This window comes from Motilimonas pumila (assembly GCF_003596335.1).
GTDB lineage: Bacteria > Pseudomonadota > Gammaproteobacteria > Enterobacterales > CBDFNC01 > Motilimonas > Motilimonas pumila.
Genome location: NZ_QZCH01000003.1, coordinates 67,261 through 93,702, shown reverse-complemented (window position 1 = coordinate 93,702; position 26,442 = coordinate 67,261). Strand labels below are relative to the sequence as shown.

Annotated in this window: 20 protein-coding genes; 8 read left to right on the top strand and 12 right to left on the bottom strand. The window is 46.3% G+C overall.

All coding sequences use genetic code 11. The features are described 5' to 3' along the window. Nucleotides 1-178 precede the first annotated feature (178 nt). On the top strand, nucleotides 179-937 hold the full coding sequence (locus D1Z90_RS04680) for a substrate-binding periplasmic protein (RefSeq protein ID WP_119909588.1): 759 nt from the start codon (nucleotides 179-181) through the stop codon (nucleotides 935-937). Nucleotides 938-985: 48 nt separating this feature from the next. On the opposite strand, the gene D1Z90_RS04675 is transcribed toward D1Z90_RS04680, so the two are convergent. Genes D1Z90_RS04675 through D1Z90_RS04660 form a run of 4 tightly spaced genes read right to left on the bottom strand, consistent with a single transcriptional unit; the run spans nucleotide 986 to nucleotide 4,426 of the window. Then, on the bottom strand, nucleotides 986-1,231 hold the full coding sequence (locus D1Z90_RS04675; RefSeq protein WP_119909587.1) for a DUF2164 domain-containing protein: 246 nt from the start codon (nucleotides 1,229-1,231) through the stop codon (nucleotides 986-988). 31 nt (nucleotides 1,232-1,262) lie between these two features. Further along, a complete protein-coding gene (locus D1Z90_RS04670; protein WP_119909586.1) occupies nucleotides 1,263-1,808 on the bottom strand; it encodes a YceB family lipoprotein in 546 nt (181 codons plus the stop codon). Nucleotides 1,809-1,827: 19 nt separating this feature from the next. Then, a complete protein-coding gene (locus D1Z90_RS04665) occupies nucleotides 1,828-2,883 on the bottom strand; it encodes an acyltransferase (protein WP_119909585.1) in 1,056 nt (351 codons plus the stop codon). Further along, entirely contained in the window at nucleotides 2,873-4,426 is a 1,554-nt protein-coding gene (locus D1Z90_RS04660; protein ID WP_119909584.1) for an EAL domain-containing protein, read from the bottom strand. The genes D1Z90_RS04665 and D1Z90_RS04660 overlap by 11 nt, the downstream gene beginning before the upstream one ends. Before the next feature lie 330 nt (nucleotides 4,427-4,756). On the opposite strand from D1Z90_RS04660, the gene D1Z90_RS04655 reads away from it, so the two are divergent. From D1Z90_RS04655 to D1Z90_RS04640, 4 genes are all read left to right on the top strand, one after another. Further along, nucleotides 4,757-5,791: a hypothetical protein gene (locus D1Z90_RS04655; protein ID WP_119909583.1), complete on the top strand. Its 1,035-nt coding sequence runs from the start codon at nucleotides 4,757-4,759 to the stop codon at nucleotides 5,789-5,791. Between the two features lie 662 nt (nucleotides 5,792-6,453). After that, nucleotides 6,454-7,983, top strand: a complete 1,530-nt coding sequence (locus D1Z90_RS04650; RefSeq protein ID WP_119909711.1) for a phospholipase D family protein — start codon at nucleotides 6,454-6,456, stop codon at nucleotides 7,981-7,983. 114 nt (nucleotides 7,984-8,097) lie between these two features. After that, nucleotides 8,098-8,970 carry a putative capsular polysaccharide synthesis family protein gene (locus tag D1Z90_RS04645; protein ID WP_158587054.1) on the top strand — a complete coding sequence of 291 codons (873 nt, stop codon included), beginning with the start codon at nucleotides 8,098-8,100 and terminating at the stop codon, nucleotides 8,968-8,970. A gap of 335 nt (nucleotides 8,971-9,305) precedes the next feature. Further along, a complete protein-coding gene (locus D1Z90_RS04640; RefSeq protein ID WP_119909581.1) occupies nucleotides 9,306-10,430 on the top strand; it encodes a Na/Pi symporter in 1,125 nt (374 codons plus the stop codon). A 111-nt stretch (nucleotides 10,431-10,541) separates the two neighbouring features. On the opposite strand, the gene D1Z90_RS04635 is transcribed toward D1Z90_RS04640, so the two are convergent. The 5 genes from D1Z90_RS04635 to D1Z90_RS04615 form a co-directional block, all read right to left on the bottom strand. Next, nucleotides 10,542-11,162: a bifunctional 4-hydroxy-2-oxoglutarate aldolase/2-dehydro-3-deoxy-phosphogluconate aldolase gene (locus D1Z90_RS04635; protein WP_119909580.1), complete on the bottom strand. Its 621-nt coding sequence runs from the start codon at nucleotides 11,160-11,162 to the stop codon at nucleotides 10,542-10,544. An 82-nt stretch (nucleotides 11,163-11,244) separates the two neighbouring features. Beyond that, nucleotides 11,245-12,174 (bottom strand): 2-dehydro-3-deoxygluconokinase, encoded by a 930-nt coding sequence (gene kdgK / locus D1Z90_RS04630; RefSeq protein ID WP_119909579.1) that lies wholly within the window; start codon nucleotides 12,172-12,174, stop codon nucleotides 11,245-11,247. 16 nt (nucleotides 12,175-12,190) lie between these two features. After that, nucleotides 12,191-12,523 carry a cupin domain-containing protein gene (locus D1Z90_RS04625; protein WP_119909578.1) on the bottom strand — a complete coding sequence of 111 codons (333 nt, stop codon included), beginning with the start codon at nucleotides 12,521-12,523 and terminating at the stop codon, nucleotides 12,191-12,193. Nucleotides 12,524-12,541: 18 nt separating this feature from the next. After that, a complete protein-coding gene (locus tag D1Z90_RS04620; protein ID WP_119909577.1) occupies nucleotides 12,542-14,077 on the bottom strand; it encodes a polysaccharide lyase 6 family protein in 1,536 nt (511 codons plus the stop codon). A gap of 57 nt (nucleotides 14,078-14,134) precedes the next feature. Beyond that, entirely contained in the window at nucleotides 14,135-15,892 is a 1,758-nt protein-coding gene (locus tag D1Z90_RS04615; RefSeq protein WP_119909576.1) for a sodium:solute symporter family protein, read from the bottom strand. A 714-nt stretch (nucleotides 15,893-16,606) separates the two neighbouring features. On the opposite strand from D1Z90_RS04615, the gene D1Z90_RS04610 reads away from it, so the two are divergent. From D1Z90_RS04610 to D1Z90_RS04600, 3 genes are all read left to right on the top strand, one after another. Then, nucleotides 16,607-18,745 (top strand): heparinase II/III domain-containing protein, encoded by a 2,139-nt coding sequence (locus D1Z90_RS04610; protein ID WP_119909575.1) that lies wholly within the window; start codon nucleotides 16,607-16,609, stop codon nucleotides 18,743-18,745. Continuing rightward, a complete protein-coding gene (locus D1Z90_RS04605) occupies nucleotides 18,745-20,892 on the top strand; it encodes a heparinase II/III domain-containing protein (protein WP_119909574.1) in 2,148 nt (715 codons plus the stop codon). Before D1Z90_RS04610 ends, D1Z90_RS04605 begins: the two co-directional genes overlap by 1 nt. 225 nt (nucleotides 20,893-21,117) lie before the next feature. After that, nucleotides 21,118-22,842, top strand: coding sequence for a sodium:solute symporter family transporter (locus D1Z90_RS04600; protein WP_119909573.1), 1,725 nt, complete (start codon nucleotides 21,118-21,120; stop codon nucleotides 22,840-22,842). A 38-nt stretch (nucleotides 22,843-22,880) separates the two neighbouring features. On the opposite strand, the gene D1Z90_RS04595 is transcribed toward D1Z90_RS04600, so the two are convergent. From D1Z90_RS04595 to D1Z90_RS04585, 3 genes are all read right to left on the bottom strand, one after another. Then, nucleotides 22,881-23,600 (bottom strand): 3'-5' exonuclease, encoded by a 720-nt coding sequence (locus D1Z90_RS04595; protein ID WP_119909572.1) that lies wholly within the window; start codon nucleotides 23,598-23,600, stop codon nucleotides 22,881-22,883. An 18-nt stretch (nucleotides 23,601-23,618) separates the two neighbouring features. Next, on the bottom strand, nucleotides 23,619-25,484 hold the full coding sequence (locus D1Z90_RS04590) for a DUF294 nucleotidyltransferase-like domain-containing protein (RefSeq protein WP_119909571.1): 1,866 nt from the start codon (nucleotides 25,482-25,484) through the stop codon (nucleotides 23,619-23,621). A gap of 220 nt (nucleotides 25,485-25,704) precedes the next feature. Next, nucleotides 25,705-26,406: a FadR/GntR family transcriptional regulator gene (locus tag D1Z90_RS04585; RefSeq protein WP_119909570.1), complete on the bottom strand. Its 702-nt coding sequence runs from the start codon at nucleotides 26,404-26,406 to the stop codon at nucleotides 25,705-25,707. Between the last annotated feature and the right edge of the window lie 36 nt (nucleotides 26,407-26,442).

Sequence of the window (26,442 nt, the reverse complement as noted above, 5' to 3'; positions counted from 1 at the left end):
GTCAGTTTCCCTTACCAAGAAAGCGCGAGCAATGGCCTCTCCACGGCCAAATCAGCGTCAGCTGTAAAGCGTTTCTTTCTGTGTGCTCAATAACAAAATCTTACTTCCTTGTGTAAACTTGCTTGGCTGTTCAAATAACATACATTATGCTGTAACTAGACTAGTGACGGGGCGTGATATGAGGCTAACTCGAAGATTAATATACTTTTTTAGTTTACTTATCAGCACTCATTGCTGGGCCCAAGCTAAGCTGATAGACGTCTATACGATAGACTTTCCGCCCTACATCATCGCCGACGAACAACAGCCAAACCATGTCGTCGGTATTATTCCTGACCTACTCAACCTCGTCTTCCAAAGACTGGATGTTGAACCCACATACCATGCGACCAGCTGGGCCCGAGCATTTCACTTTACGACGAAAGCCAATGGCGTAGGTTTAATCCCAACGATGAAGGTGGCGGAACGTTTAGAGTGGCTGCATTACCCCGCCACGCCATTGCTGTATTTAAAGCCTCATATTATTACGACTCCGGATAATAACGGTATTCACTTTGACGGCGACCTCAAGCAATTGGCGACACTTAAAGTAGGAAAATTACGACAAGCTCGGGTGGCACCTGAATTTGATCAAGCCCTTGCCGAGGGAGTATTTAAGGTGGTATTGCGTAATAACACCGACAGCTTGGTTAAAAGCTTATACACGGATCGGATCGACGTTATCACCGCAGATCACAGACAAGCCGCCTACTACAGTAAGCAAATGGGCAATCAAGTGCCGCGTATTGTCGGCCCAGCATTAGGTGAAGTTCCTATCTACATCGCGTTCAATAAGCAGCAAGTAGACCAAGCTTGGGTCGATAAATTTGATGGCCAGCTTAAACAGGTTCTCGCCAAGGGCGCGTTGGCACAAATCGAAGCTCGCTACCTCGACTGATTCGCTTTTCACCGCGCGGCAGCAGGCCGCTTTAATGATAAAGTAGAGTTAATCAGCTAAAGCATCGGCTTGGGTGAGCTCTTCGATTGCCTCGACTATCAACTCTGCTCTTTGAGACACGGTAACACTCGCGTCGGAGAGGCCTTTGTTATAGTAATGCGGGCCTATCTTGTCACAAAAAAACTCAATTAAAAATTCGGCTTCAAACTGACCGATGTCTTGCTGTAGCTCGTCTTCAAAATGCTGCGTCACTTGATGCGTTAACAGCTCTAACTGGGCCCGAGATAATTTCATATACGTCCTTGTTGGCATCGCTTCAGCTTGCTTACAGCAGCTCTGCGACAAATTCTATTTTACCCGGCTTAATCACTATCTCTTTCCCCACGGCTTTGATTTGAGCTTCTTTAGCCTTGCTCTCATCTAACACATAGACAGGTTGAGTTTCTAAAAACGCGCGCACAGTCTGCGAAATTTGCGGCAACACTTTGTTGGCATCATTGGCTAACTCACGGGGCTCTGATTCAATTTTTGTCAGCTGCACTTGCTTTAAGTACAAAGCCCCCGTTGCAGCGTGATACCAAGGTACGGCTGAAAAATACACGGTTACTTCACCAGAAAAAGGTTGGATGGGGTTTTGCAATTCTATTTTCGAGTGCGCGACCACTTCCATAGTGTCAGCCTGCGCCCGGCCTAACTTGACCTTTACTTGGCCCAGCTCAGCTTTCAAGTAAAGTAAACCTGGAATGCCATCTTCGTGTTGGTAGCTCACGTGATCATTAATATAGTGAGACAGCTCAGACTCGCTGACCGATAAAGTGTGACTGCAGGCAGATAACAATAAACAACATAATACAGCATAACAACGCTTCATAAATCTTCCTTGGCTTGCCCTACCTTAAAAGCAGGCGGTGCAGAGGGCTTTTACGCAGCATTATAACAATGAGATAAGAGACTACAAATACCACCGGCGTGGCCAAAAACTCTGTCCAGTAGCCAGAAAGGCTCAGCATACCAAGTACGTTCTTGTAATAAATAAACACCAGCAAATGCACTAAATAGATGCCCAGCGTTGCTTCACTGAGTGACTTGAGCCATGCTTGGCGTTGCCCCAATTGTGGCAACGCCAAGCATAAATGCAACAAGCCGTAAGCCCACAAAGGGGTGGCAAATAAAAAGTCATATCCAGGGTATTCATCAGTTAACGGCAGTAAAAAAAATGCCTCTGTAAGATGCAGCGCCATGCCTAATAGGCTGACAATGAACGCCAACGTCACGCTCATTGGTCGACCTTTCGCTCGAACCCAAAAACCAATGACCAACATTAAGGTGCTAAAAAATGGGCCATTACGAGGGAAAATAGCAGACTCTAGGCCAGTAAAAGGCTGATAGCTGCTGGTCATTAACGCATAAGCGTACAACAGCAACGCAACCGGCCCAATCCAATGTACGCGACCGCTTGCAATCAAACCGGCCATCACCAGCAGGCCAGACAACAAACCCGGAATGTACCATAAGTGTACCAAGCCGCCTTCAAACAAGGTATTTAAGGGCGCTTGCATCAGCTGCGACCAATAACCGACACGTTCATGCCAATAACCGTGCTCAACTACAGTGCCAAGATTAAAAGGCAACGCAAAATAAATCAGGCTCCATACCAACCAAAGTTTAAGCAGTGGCTTCGCATAGGCCATTAACGTTGACCAAGGATCTCGCTGCAATTTTGGTTGAATTAAATAACCGGCAATCACAAAAAACAACGGCACTGCAAAGCGAGTGACTTGGTTTAGAAATAATCCCAACCAAGGCACATCTTGCCACAATGGCGCGCTCATAAAGGCGTGAGAGTGCAACAACACCACCGCTAAGGTAGCGATGACCTTAGCCCAATAAAAGCTATAGACAGGTTGATTAATCGGCCCAGGGCCGACCGTGACGTTACTTATCATCCTTTCCCTTGAGTGTAATGTTTGCAGGCAACTGTTCAATAAACTTCTGCGGTTCAAGGGCTTTAGCAAACAACCACCCCTGCGCCAGAGTCACGCCTTGCGCTTTGAGCCAGTCTCGCTGCTCTGGGGTTTCAACACCTTCGGCTACCATCACTACTTTTAGCTTATGGGCTAGCTCGATGATGGTTGTCAAAATATGAAAGTTAATGGAGTCGGTGCCTATGGCTTGCACAAAGCGCCGGTCTATCTTGATCTTGTCAAACGGTAAGCTGCCGATGTAAGTCAGCCCAGATTGACCTGTGCCAAAATCATCTAACGATACTTTCACGCCCAAATCATTGACCAATTTAAACATCTCGGCTCGCTCAGACAAATGCTCCTCAACAATGCCTCGCTCGGTAATTTCCATTTCCACTCGAGCCAGCATTTCGTCATCACACTGAGATTTAAAATCATCTAACTGCGTAATATCGATCTCATTTGGGCATACATTAATGCTGAAAAAGAAATCATGAGGCAAAGTAGGTGCCATATTTATCAAGCGCAGTACGGAATCGAAACTGATGTAGTGGAAATTCGCCGCCACCTCTTTGCTTTCAGCCAAAGGGATAAACTCATCTGGAAACGCGTAGGGCTTACCGTTACGGTGCCAACGCATCAGCGCTTCGGCGCCGCACCAGCGGCCAGTTTCAAGTTCAACAATGGGCTGAAAGAAAGACTCAAACTCGTTATTGTTAAAACCCACCAGCATTTGATGATAAAGATCTCGGCGTAAGCGAAAGGCCAATACGCACGCAAACACCATGCTGATAAGTGCAGTTAGAAAGATTCTTAACCAAGCTAAACGGGACAAGTTACCTGCAGTAGCGGGTTTATAATAGAGTTCAATGGAAGACCCATAATCTCCAGGCAACTGATACTCTAGGTGACGAAAACCCGCCACATCGACCTCTGATTTGTCGGTAGTAAAAGTATCATTATTAGAATATAAACGCTGCTTACCATCGGCATTGTGTACCAGCCAATATTTTTGATGAGAATACCAGCGACTCATCACCCAGATGTATCTATGGGACACCACCCATACGATACTGACATTTTTACCGGGTACATACCTTTGATAAACCATGGCATGCTCAGTCATGGTTACTTGGGGCGTTTGGTTAGGAGTAAAATCGAGCTGTTTTAAAGCCCCAGGCAACGGGTCTTGCAAGCAGGCATTGCGTTTATCCGGAGTGACCAGATAAAAATCATTAATGGCCGAGCGCCGATATTCCATCTGCTTCATTTTGGCCATAAAGGCCTCATTACAAGAATCAAAATCATTGCTGATTTGATACAGCTCTCGCTCTATGGCTTGGGTGCCTTCTGCCACGCTGTGACTGTACACCTCAAAGCGCTCTAACAGGCTATCCACTTGCTGCCTTTCGTCCACCAGCTCAAGGTAAATCATCATCAAGCTAGGCAGAATAGCCACTATCACGGGCAATAACCGCCGCTTATAGATGTCAATTTTAGTATTTGATGCAAAGTGAGAGTTCATGACAAGCAATTAACCAAGTGAAAATGATTGAGCATCCGAGCCATACATTTTAAATAAACAACCTAGACTATAGTCCGGTTAGCAATAAAGCCGCAATTCTATTTACGCTCAATATGATAGCCACAAATTTCAGGTTATAAGCAGCCTAGTAGCAGGCATTCTAATGGATAAAAATTCTACAATATTGATCTTGGTCGCTTTGCATTTAATTAATGAGAAAATACTCACTGTACCCCCTCTACAAAGTCGAGTATGAGATAAGATTGAGTCTTTCCATTTTTTGACGTCCTGCGCATAATTCAACCTGGATCAATAACATGAGGTTTCAGGATGAAACATTTAACTCATGCTACCGCGGTGTTAGCCAGCCTTTGGCTTTCGGCTTGTGGTGGCAGCAGCGGAGGAAGTAGCGCTGCAAATAATGTCGACAACCCAAATGCGGTTCACGTCTACGAAAAGAAACAACTCGAAATCACACCAGACAATGTCGCCATTGTTTCGTCGGTGATATTTGAACTGGAAAACTTTGCCAGAACACCATTGGATATGCTCAACGAGCCTTATCTGCCGCCAGCAATCACCTTGCCTAACTTGGCCCGCACTCAAGAGTTAAACGTGGCAGACAGCTTTAAAGGTGACGTTATCTTTGACGCCAACTTTGACGAAGCTAACCCAGAGCTAACTAGCTGTACTAATGGTGAGGTCTACCAAGATCAACCCACCTATGAAGTGCACCAAGAAAAGCACTCCATCGTCGATGGCACGTTCGATTCATCACAACAAGCAGTCTTGTCTTATTGGTTCGCGGCCAACCACTGTAATCGTGAGACCGGCGATGAAATCACCCCGGGTGAAGCGCAACTGACCGGTGCCATTTGGTTTACCGCGCAGTGGGTCAAAGACAGGGATGGCTCGTTAGCCAACTTTAATGGCGTGGTGAAAACCGTGCCCGCGGCGCAATCGCCCCAAGACATTCAAGTGCCGGAATATTACCCAGACCTTTATATTAACTATGGCGAGCGTAATGAAGTACGCTTTGACACGGTTGAAACTAACATGGGGATCTCGGGAGACCAATTTAGCTTAACGTATAAAAACGTCGCCTTGTACAGTGAGTTTGACGGCACTGGGGGCAGCTTAGAGCTGAACACCTTAGAGCCCATCTTACTCAGCGATCGTTTCACCCCACATCGCTATTCCAGCGGTAAGGTGAGTATTCTGGCAGATCAGAATACGCAATTGATTTTAACCTTATACCCAAGCTATATCACCGCCGATGCTACCTTTGCTAATGGTGAAACCAGCCAGTATGAGTTTACCTATCAAGCTTTGATGGACGCACAAGTAAATAACACTGTGCAGTAATCAAAGGATCCATGAATAACGCTTCGGCAATACACAGTGTTAAGTGTTTGCTGAAGCGACTCTGCCACAATAAATAGCCGCTTTTGCTCACTGTAAAACCGGTTAATATGAGGTTACCTATCAAGCTTTGTTGGACGCACAAGTAAATAACACTGTGCAGTAATCAAAGGATCCATGAATAACGCTTGGCAATACACAGTGTTAAGTGTTTGCTGAAGCGACTCTGCCACAACAAATAGCCGCTTTTGCTCACTGTAAAACCGGTTAATATGAGGTTACCTATCAAGCTTTGATGGACGCACAAGTAAATAACACTGTGCAGTAATCAAAGGTTGCATTAGCGACGCCTCCATTAGCAACGCTCCGGCAACTCACTGATGCACTAGCTTGCTGAAGCTATTTCATACCAGCAAAGCATCATTATTACTCACAGCGAAACTGGCCACCGTGGATTTCGCGCCCAAACGGTGACAGCCCATGCCATGCTTTATCATTTTTGCTTTCCTACTGGTCAGCAGTAGAGTCAAACTCGGTTGAAAAAACCTATACTAAAGATGGTCTTACTGCGATAAACAATACGCGTTATGATTGACAGCGATCGTCGCTATGTTGACCCAGCGATGAACACAGTCACGATTTTGAACTCTCAAGGAAGCTTTTACATGCTTGCACTACAGCGCCTTAGCATCTGCATTTTATTACTGGTTGGGCTCGCCCACTGTGCATCGCTGCCTACAGAAGTAGTCCATCAAACGGACGCTACCGCGCGCCCTCAATCGGCAGACAGTTTGTTGGCGAATATAGCAGCCAATTATAAACCCACGAATACCGGCACAGATAGCGCGGTGCTGCTGCAAGAAACTGGCTGGGATGCACTTGCTCAACGCCTTGCTTTGGTTGAGGTCGCAGAGCACAGTATCGACATACAGTATTATATTTGGCATTCAGATAAATCAGGCCAATACCTTGCTAGTCGCTTGCTTGCAGCTGCAGAACGCGGCGTTAACGTGCGCGTTATGTTGGATGACATTAACCTCAACGAACGAGAAGGTTTGCTGGTCGCGTTAGATTCCCACCCCAATATTACGATAAGAGTGTTTAATCCTATACCGACCCGAAGTGGTGTAGCCAAATGGCTTAATGTGTTAGGCGACTTTGACCGATTAAATCGTCGAATGCACAATAAATCATTTACTGTCGACGGCGTCATATCGATAGTCGGAGGTCGTAATATCGGCGACGAATACTTTGACTTATCTGATGAAATTAACTTTCGCGACCGCGATGTCATGGTGATGGGCACAGTGATCAAAGACATTCAATCGAGTTACCACAGTTACTGGAACAGCCGCTGGTCTTATCCGGTTGAATTACTTGGCGGCGATCCTAATACTCAACTGCCAAGCCATATTTCAAAGCCCAATTATCAGCACTCACCCGCGCTACCAACAACCCAAGCGCAAGCGAGCCAAATGTTGGGCCAATGGCTCGCCAACGTCAATTGGGTGCAAGCTCGATTTATTTCCGACCAACCCGTACCCGCTGACGTAGAAAATACCGACCAACCCAAAGCGACCGCCGTTGCCTTGGCCGAATTAATGCTGCAATCGCAGCAGCGTATTTTAATAGAGTCCGCCTATTTAGTCTTTGACGACAAACAGCTGCAACGCTTTCAAGGCCTCACACAAAAAGGCATTGAGGTGAAAGCTTTTACAAATTCCATGGTATCCAACGACTTAGTCACTAATCACTCTGGCTACGCCGGTCGACGTCACGACATGCTAGCTCATGGCATGCAGCTATTTGAGCTCAAACCCGATAGCCCACTGTGCCTAGAATCGACCAAAGACGCCACGAAATGTGCGCCACATGCCGCTTACGGCCTACATGCTAAATCCATCGTATTTGACGATCATATCAGCGCGATAGGCTCGTTTAATTTTAACCTGCGCTCCACTTACCTCAATACTGAGTCTTTGCTGATCATCAAGAGTCCCACTGTTGCCGCTAAACTCAGAGATACACAACAACAAGCCATGACTCCAGAAAACAGCTGGCGATTAGCGCTGGAACACAACGAAGTGCGCTGGTATTCAGGCCAGCAACAATGGCAACAAGAGCCTGAAACAGGCCAGTGGCAAAGGTTACAATCGAAATTTCTTCAATTATTGCCGATTGAGAAATACTTATAGCAGTGAGGATTTTCTGTACATATTGTGAGGCTTAATGGGCTTAAGCCAGGTTTTAGGGCTATGCTTATTAAGCTAACTCTATAATATTCACCAGCATGGACAATGGTACCTAGCATGGATCTGAAACAGCTCTACTGGAACATGATTTGCGAGTTCAATACTCGTCGGCAGGTAAAACAACTAAAGCATGAAATAAAGCAAAATAAGCCCATTATATTGATTCACCAGCCAGGCAGAGTGGGCTCAATGACAATTCGAAAAACCACCGAGTCTTTAGGCTTGCCTTCCGCTATTTACCACACCCACTTCATCAACCCAGAGACCAATAAAAAACAGCACGAGTTCTACAATGAGCACTTAGGCAAAGTTAATCAACGTCACATGCGTATTGCTAAGGTTTTAGGAGAAGCGATTCTCAGCGGCCGTTATCAAGGGACTTTGAAAGTCATCGTAACGGTAAGAGACCCGCTTCGAAGGGAGCTATCCAACTTTATGCTAGACGTTGAAAAGTATTATCGTAAGAATTTTTTTACTGATTATAGTAACGGCGCTATTTCGATTAACGAAGTGCAAGAGCTGTTTCTTAATAGCCGACGCGAATTAACCAGAGATAACTGGTTTGATGATGACGTAAAAACCCCTTTTAACATTGATATTTTTACCCAAGAGTTTGATCACAATAAAAAATATAATATCTATCGAAACGGCAATGTAGAGTTACTTTTATTTCGTTTAGAAGATATCTCAGAAGTCATTCAAACCGCGTTTAAAGACTATTTTGGCATAGAGCCAAAGCAAATCGTTTCAAGACACTTATCAGGCAGTCGCAGCATGGAAGATCTCTGTTACCGCGAAATATCAGATAAACTGAAGTTTAATACTGATTTTCTAGATCAAATATACCAAACAGACTATGCCCGTTTTTTTTACTCTAACGACGAGCGAGCGGATTTTTGCCAAAGCTGGGGGAAAGTTCAAGAAGCGTGACCGCAATCATATTTGAGTCGACAGTTTAGTTAAGGCTCTGTGTCTCTGCAGTATCAAGTAACAACGGGCTCTCGCATGAGAGCTCACTCGAACCTTGTTTCACTTTTTCAAATCCTATTTTGCCCAAACCCTCCAAAAAAATGAATTCTTCAAGCCAAGCAAGAATGAAGATAACAGTCTGATTTAATTAAATTAAACCATCAAGCATTAACTAATCAAATGATTAATATGACACTTATGCAACAACTGAAACATTAATGTCATAAAACTCTGATTAAATCCGCTTGTCAAAAAAATGCAACGCAGTTGTAATAAACACCGTAAGGATATTCACCATGAGCCAGACCAATAAATCTATTTTAAACTGGGCTTTCGTCGTCGCACTTGTCTATTGCATGTTAGTAGCAGTGAGCACAGTCAGTAGTGGCTTCAAACTTTTCTCAGGTGGCGCTGCAGGCGCTGAACAAATCTTTCAATTTGCCAGCCACCCTCTGGTTGCGCTGTTACTCGGTACACTTGCAACCGCATTAGTACAGTCTTCATCCACGGTTACCGCCGTGACTGTAGGATTGGTGGCGGGTGGCCTGCCGATGTCTGTGGCTATTCCATTAATCATGGGTGCTAACATGGGCACCACAATTACCAACACCATAGTGTCCATTGGCCACATTAGTGACAAAGAAGACTTTAAACGAGCCTTTAGCGCTGCCACCGTTCACGACTTCTTTAACTTAATTGCGGTAGCCATCTTCCTGCCATTAGAGCTCATGTTTGGCGTGTTGCAAAAATTAGCCTCAGCAACGGCTCACTTCTTTGTAGACGGCGCAGATTTATCGATTAAAAGCTTTAACTTTATGAAGCCACTGACAAAACCTGCTGTGGGTATGATCAGCGACGCGTTTGCTTTTATTCCAGGCAAAGGCGCGGGTATTGCCATGGTTGTTGCCGGTATCTTAATCATTCTTTTCTCGGTGACTTACTTAGGTAAAGTACTGAAAAAAGTCATGGTTGGTCGTGCGAAAAACATTCTTCATAGCGCAATTGGTAAAGGCCCTATCACGGGTATCGCTTCTGGCGCTGCTGTCACCGTGATGGTGCAATCGTCTTCAACCACAACCAGCTTAATGATTCCATTGGCAGGTAGCGGTATGTTCAGCACACGTCAAATCTACCCGTTTACTTTGGGCGCAAATATCGGTACGACGATTACGGCGTTACTGGCAGCCACAGCGATCACAGGGGCAGCAGCAGAAGCAGCCCTCACCATAGCCTTGGTTCACTTCCTATTTAATTTCTTGGCCGTGTTCGTGATTTACGGCATACCTTTCTTACGTGAATTACCGATTAAAGCGGCAGAACGTTTAGCCGAGGTTGGCACCAAGAATAAACTGCTGGCATTTAGCTATGTGCTCGGTACCTTCTTCGTACTGCCAGGCATGATTTTACTGGGCGTAAGATAAATTGTTTTCTGCCTAACTAAATAAGCTTCAATTATAAAAAAGCCCGTCTAAAGACGGGCTTTTTTATTCGTTACAGTCACCTATTACGCCAAGGGTTTTAGCGATACACCATTACAGCGCGGCAACGGCTTCTTTTACTAAGGCCGCAATTTGATCCCACTCTTGATTATCAATCAGCTTGCCTGGCACCATCCAAGTACCGCCGCAGGCAAGTACCGCGTTAATGTCTAGGTAATCATTGATGTTATCTGCAGACACCCCACCCGTAGGCATAAAGCTCACCGGGTATACCGCTGTCAGTGCTTTTAACATTCCAGTACCACCAGAAGGTCCCGCAGGGAAGAACTTTAAGGTATCGAGGCCCATTTCCATGGCTTGCTCAACCAAAGAAGGGTTGTTCACACCCGGAATAATCGGCATATTGCGCTGCTGACAATATTTAACCGTGGTAGGGTTAAAACCTGGGCTGACGATAAAATCCACGCCAGCGTCGATAGCCGCGTCTACCGTCTCAGAGTTCAATACGGTACCGGCGCCAATGAGCATTTCCGGAAAAGCTTCACGCATGTTTTTAATGGCTTGCGCCGCTGCTGGCGTGCGAAAGGTAATTTCCGCACACGGTAGGCCGTTCTCTACCAATACCTTGCCCAGTGGCACAGCATCGTCAGCATTCTTAATAGCAATGACGGGGACTACTTTTAATTGTTTTAATCTTTCGTTAATCGAGCTCATGGTTAATCCTTATGTTCAAATTCTTTATTTCTGATGCTGTTTATATTAGCTAATTTTTACGCGGGCTGACTTTGAGGAGCCATTAGTCAACTAATGCGCTAATGTACTTAGCGTCAATGATCGCGCCTTGGTGCTGAATCACAGTGCCTGCCACTTGGTGCGCCTTATGCGCAGCGCTGATAACGTCGGCGCCCAATAAACGCTTACTCATAAAGCCTGCCGCAAAGGAGTCTCCCGCGGCGTTTGTATCCACCACTTTAGCTACCGCAGTGGCGGCAACATTTTGTTGCTCATTGCCCACTACGACTAAACACTCTTTGCCGCCTTGCTTGATAATAATTTCTGCCACCCCTAAGGCTTGGGTACGGCTAATACATTGACTAACGTCAGTATCACCATAAACGGCTTGCTCGTCGTCAAACGTTAATAACGCGGTGTGAGTCAAAGCCAGTAAGCGGCGGTACACCGCAGCAGCCTGCTCTTTGCTTTGCCATAGCTGCGGGCGATAATTGTTATCAAACAAGATTTTCCCCCCAGCTTGTTGGCATTTTTCCAACACCGAAAAGAGCAACTCCAAACTGTCAGCAGACAAAATAGCCAAACTGATGCCAGACAAGTAAATAGCGTCATATCCGGCTAACTCGTCCAGCACGCTTTGGTCAGCGTGGTTCAGCCAATATTTCGCAGCAGAATCATTGCGCCAATACAGAAAGCTGCGCTCGCCTTCCTCATCGGTCTCTACCATGTAGAGTCCGGGTAGCTTATCTGCCAAGTTTTGTACTAAGTGAGTATCTATGCCTTCTTTTTGCCAATGGCTTAGCATCTCTTGGCTGATACTATCTTGCCCCAGACCCGTGACATAACTTACGGTCACGTCGTGACCTTGAGTGAGTCGAGACAAATACACTGCAGTATTTAATGTGTCACCACCAAAGCCCTTATTAAGGCCAGTTGCTCTTTGCTGCAGCTCCACCATACATTCGCCGATTAATGCGATTTTTAATTTCGACATAGATACACCCTCTCAATTATAAAAAGTCGTCACGTTTTGGGGTAAACACGTCGATAAGTACACTGCCCTCTTCTAAAGCCACGGCGCCATGCATGACTTTTTTCGGGGCAATGTAAGCGTCCCCTTTGACTAAGATTTTCTTCACGCCATCAATTTCGGCTTCAAAACTGCCTTCCGCAACATAACCTATTTGATCATGTATTTCATGTACATGGGGAGTACCGACCGCACCTTTAGCAAAATGTACGTGCACCGCCATAAGGTCGTCGGTATAGCCCACAATTTTACGTTTAATGCCATCGCCTAAGTCTTCCCAAGGTACGTCGTTCGCAACAAAAAATGGATTCATAGTATTTTCCTCTAATAGTTATTTAATTTGGTAATCAGGGCCAACAGTGTCTGCTGTCATAACCTTCAGTTTGGTTACGTCAGCACCTTGCCCTAGAAGATAAGAAAATCCGTTCTTTTGTTTTAACTCAGGTCCTTGTTGCATAAAGGGCTTCAATTGCTTTGGCTCTATCACTTGACCCAGATACATCTCTTGCTCATAACTGGCGTTAAGCAAAGGGTAATGTTCGCTGGCACGCACCGCGACCTGCTCTGGATGACTGGTCTTCACCAAGTTGTGGTCAAATGAAATGCTGTTGCCAGCAAAGATATTAGCCACTTCTTTATTATCAAATAAGCTCACTCGGTGGCCTTGGCTACCGTGAACAATTCCCCAGTCAGCATCCACGATAGTGTTGTGACTAATGGTGATGTTCTTCGGCGTCCATTGTTTATTGAGCTCTTTACCTTTGATGTTTTGGTCTAACTGTTCACCTTTGGCTGAATCGATGATCCCAGTATTGATAACGATCCCCCCCCGCACGTCTGCATTACCGGCAACCGCGCCTTCACGACCACGGGTGCCCGAAATGTAGTTATTGCGAATCACATGATCTTCATCATAAATACGCATACCACCCGTTAATTGCTTGTGGTTGCCCACGATAACGTTATTTTCAACCGTGTTGTTTTTACCGTGCCGCAATGAAATCATCGACGCGCTATTGAAAATGGTATTGCCACGAATGATGTTGTCACCAGACTTCAGTGAAATCATCTCGCGCTCACCGTCCATATCCACAAATAAGTTTTCTTCTACCAAGGTATGCGAAGGCCACTGCGAAGCTTTGCTGTCGCCGATGCGAATCGCTTCCCAACTATTGGCGTTATATCGAATCGCTTTATCAATAGCAAACTCATTGTATTGGTTTGGTTTTTGGCTATAAAACAGGTTGTGCTTGATGATGTGATTATCTGCTGTTTCATCTTTTTGCACGCCAATTAAAGTACCGCGCTTGTATTTACCTTCGAAGCGATTGTTCACAAGCTGCGCTTGTTTACCCCAAATAGACAGCCACAAGTATTTTGGGTATTCCTGACGCTTGTCATCAGGTGCATACACGTAGTCATGGTTAAAGTCTTTAAAGGTTGAGTTCTTCAGTACGTTATCAGTGCCATGAAAGCGAATACCGCCAAAGCGCTCAGCAGGCCCACCTTCGGTAAACACAAGGCCATCTAGCACTACGTTATCACCGCTGACTTTAAGCTGTACTAAGCCGGTAAACCAAGCTGCACCCGCTTGCTCTGCACGCACGGTGACATTGTTGGCAGTAATTTCAACTATGCCTAAATCTTGGTATTTACCTGCCGGAATCACTAGCGTTTGGCCCGCTTTTAAGTGCTCTAGCTGCTGCTTTAACTGCGCCGTTTTAGCGCGGTCATTGGCTTTGATGGTGCTGCTATCTACCAAGGCTAAACGGTCACTGTGTAAAAGCTGGTCTTTTTCTAAGGTCAACGCTAAGGCCGGTTGGCTGACAAGCGCAGTGATAACAATAAGACTTAATTTGTTCATCATGATAACTCCGGACCGGATTAAGAAAGGGGGCAAAGCCCCCTGCTTGATATGGCTCAGTTACGCTTGCGCAACGCTGTTAGGCTTACGAGCTGCTTGTATCAATAAGATACCCGCTGTAAGCACCATGGTGCCACACAGTACAAACAACCCGCGGCCCCAAGCTTCATTTGGAATCAAGGCCATTGCGATGATGCCAAAGCCTGCCACACTGATCAGCTTGCCTAACATAGAGCGCTGTTTGGTATCCAGGTTTTGTTGCTCAATACCCTCAGCTGTTACAGGCGTATTCCAATCGCGGAACAACTCTTCCACTTCTGCTTCACGCTCAGGCGACAAACCTTTGTAGAAGAAGCGAGAGCAAACAAAGAAACCACCCGTAATCACCACATGTGCTGCTAAGCTCAGACCCACTTTCAGGTCAGCCCATTCACGTCCAGTTAACGCTTGGTCTAGACCAAACATGCTTTCAATGTGCTGCGCAGTTAAGGCAATACCAAAGATGTAAGACACCACGCCACCCACAACCAAGGTTGCCCAGCCAGACCAGTCCGGCGTTTTACGGATCCACATACCAAGCAGTACAGGAATCAGCATTGGGAAGCCAATCAAGGCACCGATGTTTAACACGATGTCAAATAAGCTTAGGTGTTTCAGAGAGTTAATAAACAGACCTATCGAGATAATGATAAGGCCCATGGCTACCGTAGCTAAACGACTCGCTAGCATCAGCTCTTTTTCGCTGGCGTTGTCTTTACGCAGTACTGGCGAGTAAAAGTTACGAATAAAGATACCCGCGTTACGATTTAGCCCCGAGTCCATTGACGACATAGTTGCGGCGAACATGGCGGCCATTAATAGCCCCACCATACCGGCTGGCATCACTTGTTGCACAAAGGCTAAGTATGCTGCGTCACCCGCTTTATTACCCATAGACTCAAACGCTAAAGCAAAATCAGGCATAAAGGCATTCACGTACCAAGGAGGCAAGAACCAAATAACAGGACCTACAATCATTAAGATACATGCAAGACCAGCAGCTTTACGCGCATTTTCACTGTCTTTAGCGCATAAGTAACGGTAAGCGTTGATGCTGTTATTCATTACCCCAAACTGTTTCACAAAGATGAATACAATCCACAGAATGAAAATGCTCATGTAATTAAGGTCGCTGCCCACCATAAAGTTGCCATCGAAGTTAGCAACAATATTGCTGATACCACCACCGTGGAAATAAGCCGCTACCGCACAGGTAATGGTGACCGCCATGATCACGAGCATTTGCATGAAATCAGACGCAACCACCGCCCATGAGCCACCCGTGACCGACATCACTAATAACACTAAACCCGTGGCAATAATGGTGGTTTCCATCGGAATGTTAAACACTGCGGCCACAAAAATAGCCAAACCATTCAGCCAGACACCGGCAGAAATAATGCTATCAGGCATGCTGCCCCAGGTGAAAAACTGTTCTGACGTGCGGCCAAAGCGCTTTTTAATCGCTTCTATCGCGGTAACAACCCGCAGCTGCCTGAATTTCGGTGCAAAGTACACATAGTTGAGGAAGTAACCAAATGCGTTAGCAAGAAATAGGATTACGATGGCAAAACCATCGGTAAACGCTTTACCGGCTGCACCGGTGAAGGTCCAAGCGGAGAACTGGGTCATGAAAGCGGTCGCACCTACCATCCACCAGAGCATTTTACCGCCGCCACGAAAATAGTCGCTGGTTGACGTACTGAACGATCTAAACATCCAGCCTATTGCGATGAGAAACACGAAATAGGCGAGAACAACTACTATGTCTATATTCATAGCGGGCCTCTTAAATTGTGAGCTTATTACAAGATAAAACCAGTTTACCGCCAAACAATTTCATTTGTAATACAAAAACACTTTATATGTGATTTAGATCATATTGCTGCTTTATCGAGCACTTTATATGATAAATAAAACATAACTAACGCGATGAAAATAAAAATATAAAAACAACAAAAACAACAACTTAAATATTTAATTATTGACTAAGCATAAACAAATAGGCATTTACCCTTACAAGCTAACACCGTGGTAAATTTTCATCCGATTCGGCTATCCACCCTAGATAAATATGACAATATATAAGAAAGCAAAGCCGTCGTTAGCCAGAACCTTCCACTTGGCAGAAACTGTGCCAATCAAAGTCAGAAAAAGGTCTATAAATGCTCTAAATATAGTCTAATATATCCATTATACCGCTGAAAATGGCGCAACAAATGGCATTTTTTTACGTTATCAGGTTGAGAGGCGCCACTAGACTCCAAGAGCAGCCTTGATCCTAGTTAGTTATGGCTTTATTGTCATACATAAATAGTGATTAACTTGCTTCTTTACACACAAAAAAGCATAAAAGTTGGCTAAAACACGATAAAACAGGTGTAACCAACAATTAACTTGACCAAGATCACCAAATTTCATCTTTCACAAGACAGCGAGTCTTATTTGTATTATTTTATAATAATACAATATCGCAATGCTCAAGAGGTCATCATGCCAACAGTCCCTAATGCAGTGTTATTTACCAAGGAAGAAATAACCGAATTACAACAAGAGCTAGGACGCCCAAGCCTGATGGGGAAAAGTCTCCAAGACCTTATTGCTAGCACAGATGCATTTATCAGCCAGCCAATTGAAGTACCCGGTCATGGTGAGGCAGGCGGTTACGAACACAATAAACACAAGCAAAATTATCAATTTATAAACCAAGCAGGCCGCTTGTTTCTGGTTACGGGTGACGAAAAGTACGCCCAGTTCTGCGCCGATTTACTGTCTGCTTACGCTGACAAATACTTGCAACTCGACTTCCATATTCAGCGTAATACCAACCCGCCGGGTCGCTTGTTCCATCAAATCCTGAATGAACACGTGTTTTTGTTATACACCAGTTTAGGTTACAGCTGTATCAGTCATTGGCTGAGCGCGCAGCAGCGTCAGCACATCATCGACGGTTTGTTTCAACCTATGCTGGACATGTTCACGATTAAATACGACTTCGACTTTGACCGTATCCATAACCATGGCTTATGGGCGGTGGCTGCTGTTGCCATTTGTGGTGTCGCCACAGGACAAGATAAATACGTCGAAATGTCGATCCATGGCCTTGCCGGTGACGACGAAAAAGGGGGCTTTTTAGCTCAAATCAGTCAACTGTTTGCACCTTCTGGTTATTACATGGAAGGACCGTATTACCATCGCTATGCCATTCGTCCACTGTGCTTATTTGCAGAGCTGGTCCATCGTTATCGTCCCGAACTAGACATCTTTAATTTTAAAGATCAGGTGATAGGTAAAACCATAAAAGCCATGCTTGCCACCGCCTACCCTAACGGTGTATTCCCCGCATTAAATGATGCCTCATTAACCATGGACATCAAAGACGCAGGCGTGATTGTGGCGGTTAGCCTTTATGCTAAGCACTACCCACAAGACATTAATTTACTTGGCATGGCTAAAATACAGCAGCAAGTCTGGGTTAATAGTTGTGGTTTGGCGTTGTCTAAAGCTTATGAAGCGCAGAGCGTACCCATGCCATTTTGGCCTAGCGTTGAGCTCAATGAAGGTCCAAACGGCGACCGCGGTGGTCAAGCGTTCTTACGAATGAAGAATGCTCAACAAGATATCAGTCAATTAGCCATGAACTATGGTCAACATGGCATGGGCCATGGCCACTTTGATACCTTAGGCATTAGCTTCTTCAACAATGGACAAGAAGTGCTGCGTGAGTACGGCTTTGGTCGCTGGGTGAATGTAGAGCCAAAATTTGGCGGGCGCTACCTTGATGAAAACAAATCGTATGCCAGACAAACCATCGCCCATAACTTAGTGAGCATTGATAGCAGCTGCCAAAATGATTTTGACGTGGCGTTAGCAGACAGCCGTCATGGAACGCCGCACTTTTTCAGTGGCGACAGTGAATGCGTACAAGGGGTGAGTGCCATAGCCAAAGAGTTCTACCCTGGGGTTAATCAACAGCGCAGTGTATTGATGATTAAACATAGCGAACTGGCGCAGCCCTTATTGTTAGATCTGTTTAAAATTAACAGCGATGTGCCGCACCAGTATGACTATGCGCTGCAATACCAAGGTCAGATCATTCGCACCAATTTTGATTATCAGACTCACCCAGTGCTTGAAACCATGGGCGACAGCGCCGGTTATCAGCACCTGTGGAATGTGGCACAAGGTAAAACAGACCAGCACGCGTGTGTCAGCTGGTTGCAAGGCAACAGTTACTACACTTGGCATGCGGCCTGTCATGGCGGCGATGAGATATTCTTCACCCGCACTGGCGCTAACGATCCAAGCTTTAATCTACGCAGTGAAAGTGGCTTGGTGCTTAGACGCCAAGGACAAAACACGCTTTTTGCAAATGTGCTGGAAACCCACGGCTACTTTAATGAAGCCATCGAGGCCAGTACCGATGCCCGAGGTAAAGTCGAGCAAATTCATATTATCGGCAGCGATGATACCGGTTCGGTTGTCGCGATTACGGGCAACAACATCAATTTAATTATCATGGTCAGTAATGTAGAAGGAGTCACTCCAGATACTGAGCATCAAGTCGAATTTAATGGTCAAACTTACCGCTGGCAAGGATACCTAGCCGTGACAGAACAGAGGGTAAAATAATGAGCTACCAACCTTTATTAATCAGCTTTGAAGAAGCTAAGTCTTTACGCCAGCATGTAAATAGCAACAGCTTAATTGGTCAGTCTATCGCGGCAGAGATTGCCGCACTGGAAGCTTACATGCCAATTGGCATCGAAATTCCGGGGCACGGTGAAGCCGGCGGTTATGAACATAACCGCCATAAGCAAAACTATATTCACTTAGATCTAGCGGGTCGCTTGTACTTGATCACTCAAGAGCCTCGTTATCTGGCTTACGCCAAAGAGATGCTGGTTGAGTATGCCAAGGTTTACCCCACTCTCGAGCTCAATACTAGCCGCGACTCCAACCCACCGGGGCGTTTATTCCATCAAACGCTAAATGAAAACATGTGGATGTTGTATGCGTCTTGCGCTTACTCGTGTATTCGCCACGAGCTGACAGAAGCTGAGCAAAACCTGATCGAGACAGACTTATTTAAATTAATGATTGAGTTGTTTGTTGACACTTACGCTCATGACTTTGATATCGTTCATAACCATGGCTTATGGGCCGTGGCTGGGGTGGGCATTTGTGGTTATGCCATCAATGACCAAGCCAGCGTCGACAAAGCTCTCTATGGCTTAAAAGGCGACAGCGTCTCAGGCGGCTTTATTGCCCAGCTTACTCAGCTATTCTCGCCTGACGGCTATTACATGGAGGGGCCGTATTACCACCGCTTCTCATTACGCCCTATTTTCTTATTTGCAGAAGCCATTGAGCGTCGCCAACCAGAGCTTGAGATTTATCAGCTCAAACAAGAAGTGATAAAAACCACGTCTTATGCGGTGATGAAAACGGCCTTTCCAAATGGCGTGCTACCGGCGTTGAATGATTCATCTAAAACCATGGACATCAACGACGAAGGTATCTTATTGGCCACCAGCGTATGCTTCCAACGCTATCAACAAGATCAAACCTTGCTGGCCATGGCCAAGCACCAAAACAAGGTTTGGGTACACAGCTCAGGTGAAACCATTGCGAATGCCGTGGCACAACAACCTGACATCGCTGGATTTAACTGGGGCAGTTTAGCCCTTACCGACGGTCCTGCTGGCGAACGCGGTGGCATCTCTATTTTGCGTCACCGTGACAGTCACAACGACGACAGCATGGCACTGCTTTGGTACGGCCAACACGGCAGCGACCATAAATTACACTCTGCGCTCGACCACGGCCATTTTGACGGCTTACATTTGAGCTTATTTAACCATGGCCAAGAAATCATTCACGATTACGGCTTTGGACGTTGGGTTAATATTGAGCCTAAATTTGGCGGCCGCTATATCCCTGAAAACAAAAGCTACTGTAAGCAAACCATTGCCCACAATACCGTCGTGGTTGACCAAGCAAGCCAAAACCAAGGTGATACTGCCACTGCGGAAGCGCGTTGGGGCGAGCAACACTTCTTTATGGCCGATGACCAACAATGTCAGGGTATGAGTGCGTTTGTTCGCGGCTACTACCCGGGTGTTGATCAACAGCGTACCGTATTGATGTTGGAGCTTGAAGGCTTTGAAAAGCCGGTCGTACTAGATCTGTTCAGAATGATCAGCGAACAAGAGCACAGCTATGACTACCCAGTACACTACAGCGGCCAAATTATTCGCACCGATTTTGATTACGAATGTCACGCTCGCTTAGCCCCATTAGGTGATGAGCACGGTTATCAGCACCTGTGGAACGTCGCGCAAGCGAAAGTCAGCGGCTCAAGTTTAACGTCTTGGTTGATGGGACAAAGCTATTACTCTTTAGTCAGCAGTGCTACGGCAGACAGTGAAGTCATTTTTGCGCGCACTGGCGCCAACGACCCTGACTTCAACTTGCGCAGTGAACCTGTATTGCTTTTGCGTCAACGTGGCAGCAATCACTTGTTTGCTAACGCTTATGAAACCCACGGCTACTTCAACGAGGCAATAGAAGCGAGCACAGATGCCCGCGGCAAAATTAGCCGAGTTAACGTGCTGCACAGCGACGACCAAGCTTCTGTGGTAGAATTGGTGTTAGTCGATGAACGCCGCATCAAAGTGGCTGTGTCTAACCAAGTAGGCGTCACGGCACAATCCGAAAACCAAGTTACGGTAAACGGTGATATCATTCGCTGGCAAGGCCCTGTAAGCGTTATCTAACGGTTAGGCTCAGCAATCGCTATAACACGCCAAGGCCTCACTCTGAGCTCTTGGCTTTGTTCACTTTCATCTTACTGCAAGTACCTTCTCATAACACTTGCAGTGACCTGATATAAACCAGCAACAGCGTGTTAATCCCACGGACGGACTTTTTCAACAAGCAAGTTTTCTGCTACTTCATTTCAGTATCAGATAGCAGCCATTTGCAAACGAGTATCGTCCGCCATGAATTATATCGACATCACAGTTATCGGCGCATATTTTGCCTTCATCTTGATTGCCGCCTTGCTGTTTAAACGCTTTGCCACCGATTCCTCCCAGTTCATTCGCGGTGGTGGCGCCATGATGTGGTGGATGGCAGGTGCTACCGCTTTTATGACGCAATTTAGCGCTTGGACCTTTACCGGAGCGGCCGCAAAAGCTTATGAAGATGGTTTCCCGGTGTTGTTAGTCTTTTGGGGAAACGCACTGGGATTTTTTATCGCTGCGGCCTATTTTGCCTCTCGCTTTCGTAAACTGCGAGTCGACACTCCGATGGAGGTGATACAACAGCGCTTCGGTTTTGCCTCCGAACAAATTTATACCTGGCTACAATTCCCTCTAACGACGCTTTCTGCGGCTATCTGGCTCAATGGCTTAGCCATTTTTGTCGCCGCCGTGTTTCAAATAGAGCTCAGTACGACCATCATTGCGGTAGGAGTCATCGTTACCTTTATTGCTGTAACAGGAGGCTCTTGGGCAGTATCCGCCACTAACGTAATGCAACTTATCTTATTAATGGCCATTACCATGGTCGTTGGCGCTGCCGCATTATGGCAAGCCGGTGGCCCAGTACAACTAGTGCAAGACTTCCCGGCTACATCTTTGGCTGGCAACGATATTAGCTATTGGCAAATTTTCGCGTTATGGGGTGTTGTCATGCTCACCAAGCAAACCATTAGCACCAATAACGCCATGACCTGCTACCGCTTCTTGGTCACTCGCAATGAAAAAGAAGCCCGTAAAGCCGCCATATTTACCGCCATTTTATTCATTTTCGGGCCTATCCTTTGGTTTGTTCCTCCATGGGTGACAGCCACCTATGGCGTTGATTTAGCATCCATTTACCCCAACCTTGGTGATGAAGCCAACAACGCCGCTTACTTGTATTTCGTAGACCACTTTATGCCTGCAGGTGTGCTTGGTTTAATTATGGCGGCCATGATAGCTGCGACCGTATCCCCGATGACCACAGCCCTTAATCGCAACGCCGGGATTTTTGTCAAAAACGTTTATCAGCAATTTAGCCGTCAGCCAGTGAGCGATGACAAACAGCTCAAAGTGGGTAAAGCCGCTACCTTAGTTAATGGCTTGCTGGCGGTCGCCGCAGCCCTATTTTTTGCCTCACTGGATAACATCGGCTTTTTTGATTTATTGATGTTGCTTGGCGCCATGTTACAAATTCCACTGGCTATTCCTGCACTACTGGGAGTGGTCTTCACCCGCACACCTGATTGGTCTGGTTGGGCAACCTTAGTGGTTGGATTGCTGGTATCGGCCACGGTGCACTTTGGGTTTAGCCCCGAATGGTTTAGCCCTTGGGTAGCCCCTGAGTCACTGAGTCAGCGAGAGCTGATTGACCTGAAAGTGATCACCACAGTATTGGGGCATGTATTTATTACCGCCGGGTTCTTTATTGCTACTAGCCTATTTTATCAGTCCAAGCCTAACCAGCGACAACTTGTACTGTCGCGCTTTCGGATGAATATGCGCCGTACCATTTCTCTCAAAGAGCAAGCCAATATTGACGGCCGTCAAAATGCTTATTTAGCGCGTCTAGTGGCAGGTTTGGCCATTTGCTGTTTGCCTTTAAGCTTATTCGCTGCAAACTGGCAAGAGGCGGCCATTTTCATAGCTATCGCCGCACTGATGGGACTCGCCAGTCGCGCCCTTGCAGTCAAAAACCGCTAGTGGCTGGAGCGAATAGATAAGCCAACAAAACGGAGCAATTAATCGCACTGAGCCCGAGGCAGTTGACCAATTTTGGCAGGACGGTCATGAAATAAAGTATGCAATAATGCCAGTAATAATTCGGCAGCCGCTAATGCATCAATTAGGGCGCCATGACTGGCGTACTCGGGCAAGCAGTGGCGTTGACGCACCGAGGCTAAACGGAAATCGCCATGCTTATGCTGCCCTTGATACACGGTCAGTGATTTCTCAATCGCCAACGTATCTAGCCAACACCAAGGCGCAGCCGGCAAACCGTATTGACGCGCCAGATATTGATTGATAAAGCCTTGCTCTAATTGTGCACCGTGCGCCACCAGAACCTTACCAGCCATGGCAAAAAATAAAGCATCCATGGCTTCATCAAGCGGTGTTCCCGTGACCAACATTTCCGGCACAATATGGTTAATGACAGCGGTTTCCGGTTTCACCGCCTCTGCACTTTGCACTAGGCACTCGTGGGCTTGCGATAAACAAATGTTGCCTTGCGCCACAGGCAAGTAGCCTAGGCTGATAATATGGTCTTGGCTTGGATCTAAGCCTGTGGTTTCTAAATCTAACGCCAAAAAATCCAACGCTTTGGCATCGTCACAGACATCTGGAATTGGCTGACTCAACGCGGCAGCCAAAGCAGGCGGTAAATCGTGCTGGCGACAATACTGCTGACGCCGACGGGCTAAGCGCCTTAAAGGGTGAAAATACTGCCAAGGTGGTGCCATAAATATTGCCCTACTTGCTCAGTCTTTGGTGAAGCGTATCTTAGCCACTTCTTGTAAGTCATTAATAATGCGAAACGCATCTTTAAGATGCTTGCGCTCGAAGCTGCCAAACTGGTCGGGTGTTATATGATTATCGGCCGTTTTACCGGCTTTGAGCGCCGTTAATTGGTGTTTAAAACGCACCTGACTAATAAAACCATAAGCGCCCAGCACATTTTTTAGCATCTCTTCACTCAGCAAGCCTTGTTCGTGAGCAAAGCGAAAACGCGCTTCGGTGCCGTCTTGATGACATTGCGCCGACAAACCATAAATGCGTGCTAAATCGACCAACAAAGTAATGGCGTACTTCTTGATGTTAAGGGTATTTGAATGCGCCCCCCCTTTCTCAAGCACTAGATAGTTAAAGATGCCAAGGGGCGGATTAACAGTCACCGAATCGCGAACCAAAGAGGGTAAGAAACGACTTGAAGCGGCAATTTCATCCAACAAATGTTGATGTAAAACGCTGACCAAAGCTTCGTTACCATAAATGCAGCGCGTCTCTAAGAAAACGCTAATATTGAGTAACTTATCGTATTCGGGGCTGGCGACCCACTTGCTATAATACGCCAACCATACTTGCTTAGGCTGGCACCACTTCGGGTTAGCAGCCATAAACTTGCCTGGACAAAGTGGGTAACCACAAGCTGCCAAACCATTGCATACCCAATGGGCCAAATGCAAAAAGTACTGACGGTCAGACTCAGAAGCATCATCAGGCAGCACAATGGCGCAGTCTTGATCAGACAATAAATGCACTTCATTTCGCGCGTGCGAGCCTGCCACCATCCAAGCAAATTCACAAGGTGCAGGGCCTAGCTTACGCTCAGCCATTTGTAACAAACGCCGGCTATATGCATCCATGATCATGGTCATGACATGACCAATCACCTCGGCGCTCACGCCCCCTTCAACCAAAGCTTCAAAAATCGCCTGGCGCTCGGGTGCTAACTGTGCCAGTTCCTGAGCAGTTTCGCTGTACTTGATTCGCTCGATTAAGAACATGGCTTGCATGCGATTATTTTTAACCAAGTGAGTGGTGGTTAAAATGCCCAAGACTTCATTGTCTTCCACAACCGGCAAGCTGCGCACGTTGTGCTGCATCATCACCACTGAAGCTTGCAATACTAAATCATCAGGCCCTATGGTTAACGGCTCTACCGTCATGATACTGCTGATCGGTAATTGTATGTCGATGCCTTGAGCCACTACCCGCTTGGTCATATCACGATCAGTGACCAGCCCCACAATCACGCCGTCTTGTTTAATGACAGCGCAAGACGTGCGGCAGATACGACGCATTTCATCGGCAGTTTGTTGAATCGATGTGTCAGCATCCACCACTGCAACGCGTTTACTGGCCACCTCCGCCACCTTTTTTACGAACACGCCTTTCTCACCATCAGACCATTGTACGTCTAAGGCGGAATGCAAGCGCACTTGGGCATTGGCGGCAAAATGCTCAGAAAACTTTGGGTATTGCTCCAGTAAGCGTTGCAATTCTTCGTGGGGCACTAAATAGAGCAAGGTGTTTTCTATTGCGGTGGCAATGTAGTCTTGGTGATCTTCTTTACCGGGGTCGAGAAAGGTGAAACCAAAAATATCTTCCGGCCCAAGCTTGGCCCGCAAACCGCCATCGGGGTTACGTTGCTCCATCGAACCGGTACGTATCACGTATAAATATCGGGCATCTACTGCTCCACCAAAATGCACCTGCTCACCTTTACCAAGGTAAGTAATTTTAATGGCACAAGCGATTTGCCGCTGTAACTCATCGGGTAACTTGTCAAAGGGATCTACCTGGCCAATAAAGTGATGAATATTTGGAATTAACGTTTGTGGCATAGATCCTCAATGTGATGATAAACCTTAAACAACTGCCTAACGCGAACAGGTCACGCAGCGATGTTTGCCAAGTATTTATTCGTCCCTGGGTTCAGTGGCAAGCTGTTACTATTTTAGCTAAGCTTATTTTGTAATACAAATAAGAGTAATAGAAATTTGCACAATAACAAAAAAGCCCGCGTAATGCGGGCTTTTGCTAACAAGGTGGTACCGCTCTGCACTAGAGGCGGTGATTGCTGTTATTAAGCAATAATTGGTTGGCTTCACGGGCTTTGTCACTGTTACCCGCCATAATGGCGTCATAAATCGCACGGTGCTCATCGATGCACGTAGAGCCATCTTGCGAAGAGTGACTGATAAAACTTTCAAACATGGTGCACAGCACATTCGCGAATGGCAGATAAAAACTATTACCTGTGGACAGAAAAACCAAACGGTGGAATTCCATGTCGGCAGCAGTCCAAGCTTCTTGATCAAAGTTATTTGCGATGTCACTCATCTTTTGAAACGTCGCGGAAAGTTGGATCCTCTGTTCAGCAGTGGCATTGCTTGCGGCTAGCGCGGCTGCTTCAGGCTCTATCGCTTTGCGCAAGGCAAGGAACTCTTGGTAAACCTTCTCGGTATTTTCAATACCTACCGCCCAATCGAGTAATTGCGCGTCTAAGAAGTTCCAGTTTTCACGGCTGCGAACCTTGGTGCCAATTTTGGGTCTAGACTCAAGCAACCCTTTAGAGGTCAATAACTTAATCGCCTCTCGCAAGGCCGTACGGCTAACCGCAAACTGTTCACACAATTCCATTTCACCTGGAATTGTGCTGCCTTGCGGCAGTTCATTCGATAATACTTTTCGCGCAATTTCACGCGCGACCTGCACATGCAAGCTGCGTTTAGAACCCGCGATTTGTACAAAAGAACTCGCCATAAGTGACACCTTTGATTTTGTAGTATTACAATAATA

Bases quoted from the DNA above. Each gene is read 5' to 3' on its own strand.
- D1Z90_RS04670 (WP_119909586.1), bottom strand. From the start codon at position 1,808: ATGAAGCGTTGTTATGCTGTATTATGTTGTTTATTGTTATCTGCCTGC.
- D1Z90_RS04665 (WP_119909585.1), bottom strand. From the start codon at position 2,883: ATGATAAGTAACGTCACGGTCGGCCCTGGGCCGATTAATCAACCTGTC.
- D1Z90_RS04680 (WP_119909588.1), top strand. From the start codon at position 179: ATGAGGCTAACTCGAAGATTAATATACTTTTTTAGTTTACTTATCAGC.
- D1Z90_RS04615 (WP_119909576.1), bottom strand. From the start codon at position 15,892: ATGAATATAGACATAGTAGTTGTTCTCGCCTATTTCGTGTTTCTCATC.
- D1Z90_RS04610 (WP_119909575.1), top strand. From the start codon at position 16,607: ATGCCAACAGTCCCTAATGCAGTGTTATTTACCAAGGAAGAAATAACC.
- D1Z90_RS04585 (WP_119909570.1), bottom strand. From the start codon at position 26,406: ATGGCGAGTTCTTTTGTACAAATCGCGGGTTCTAAACGCAGCTTGCAT.
- D1Z90_RS04655 (WP_119909583.1), top strand. From the start codon at position 4,757: ATGAAACATTTAACTCATGCTACCGCGGTGTTAGCCAGCCTTTGGCTT.
- D1Z90_RS04595 (WP_119909572.1), bottom strand. From the start codon at position 23,600: ATGGCACCACCTTGGCAGTATTTTCACCCTTTAAGGCGCTTAGCCCGT.
- D1Z90_RS04635 (WP_119909580.1), bottom strand. From the start codon at position 11,162: ATGAGCTCGATTAACGAAAGATTAAAACAATTAAAAGTAGTCCCCGTC.
- D1Z90_RS04605 (WP_119909574.1), top strand. From the start codon at position 18,745: ATGAGCTACCAACCTTTATTAATCAGCTTTGAAGAAGCTAAGTCTTTA.
- D1Z90_RS04590 (WP_119909571.1), bottom strand. From the start codon at position 25,484: ATGCCACAAACGTTAATTCCAAATATTCATCACTTTATTGGCCAGGTA.
- D1Z90_RS04625 (WP_119909578.1), bottom strand. From the start codon at position 12,523: ATGAATCCATTTTTTGTTGCGAACGACGTACCTTGGGAAGACTTAGGC.
- D1Z90_RS04660 (WP_119909584.1), bottom strand. From the start codon at position 4,426: ATGAACTCTCACTTTGCATCAAATACTAAAATTGACATCTATAAGCGG.
- kdgK (WP_119909579.1), bottom strand. From the start codon at position 12,174: ATGTCGAAATTAAAAATCGCATTAATCGGCGAATGTATGGTGGAGCTG.
- D1Z90_RS04675 (WP_119909587.1), bottom strand. From the start codon at position 1,231: ATGAAATTATCTCGGGCCCAGTTAGAGCTGTTAACGCATCAAGTGACG.
- D1Z90_RS04620 (WP_119909577.1), bottom strand. From the start codon at position 14,077: ATGATGAACAAATTAAGTCTTATTGTTATCACTGCGCTTGTCAGCCAA.
- D1Z90_RS04600 (WP_119909573.1), top strand. From the start codon at position 21,118: ATGAATTATATCGACATCACAGTTATCGGCGCATATTTTGCCTTCATC.
- D1Z90_RS04650 (WP_119909711.1), top strand. From the start codon at position 6,454: ATGCTTGCACTACAGCGCCTTAGCATCTGCATTTTATTACTGGTTGGG.
- D1Z90_RS04640 (WP_119909581.1), top strand. From the start codon at position 9,306: ATGAGCCAGACCAATAAATCTATTTTAAACTGGGCTTTCGTCGTCGCA.
- D1Z90_RS04645 (WP_158587054.1), top strand. From the start codon at position 8,098: ATGGATCTGAAACAGCTCTACTGGAACATGATTTGCGAGTTCAATACT.